The 565-nt window shown below is 63.2% G+C and carries 1 protein-coding gene; it reads left to right on the plus strand.

The features are described 5' to 3' along the window. The coding region (locus tag AAFX91_RS42335; protein WP_394570432.1) for an integrase core domain-containing protein at window positions 1-500 on the plus strand (500 nt) is incomplete at its 5' end. Between the last annotated feature and the right edge of the window lie 65 nt (window positions 501-565).

Consider the following 565-nt stretch of genomic DNA (forward strand, 5'->3'; position numbering starts at 1 on the left):
CTCCGGGCAAGCCGCAGCAGAACGGCCGTCACGAGCGCATGCATCTTACCCTGTTGCAGGAGGCGGCCAACCCGCCGGCACACAGCCTGCGCGACCAGCTCAAGCGCCTGCGCGCCTTCCAGCAGCGTTACAACGAAGAACGCCCGCACCAGGCGCTCGACAATGCCACGCCGGCCGAGCGCTACCAGGCTTCACCGCGCCGTTTTGATGGCATCCTGCGCTCGCCGGACTATGGCGACCAGGACGTCCGCCGGGTTCGCCACAACGGAGAGATCAAACTCGATGGCAAGTTCGTCTACATCACCGCGGCTCTGGCGGGTGAGCCGGTTGGCCTAGCTGAATCCGAGGGCTGCTGGACCGTCAGCTACGGCCCGATCATGCTCGGCACCATCGCCTATCAGAGCGATGAACTCCGAAAACCAAAGCGCAAGCGCTGTGGACTTGGGGACAACGCTGCGCGTTGCCCCCAGGGTCCACAGCCCCAGCAACAGCAGACCTGAACGAAACGAGAATTGTGTTACCCATGTCGTCGGTTTGAAGTGTTACCCATGTCGCCGGTTGCTCA

It is taken from the genome of Bradyrhizobium sp. 31Argb (genome assembly GCF_043638955.1).
GTDB lineage: Bacteria > Pseudomonadota > Alphaproteobacteria > Rhizobiales > Xanthobacteraceae > Bradyrhizobium.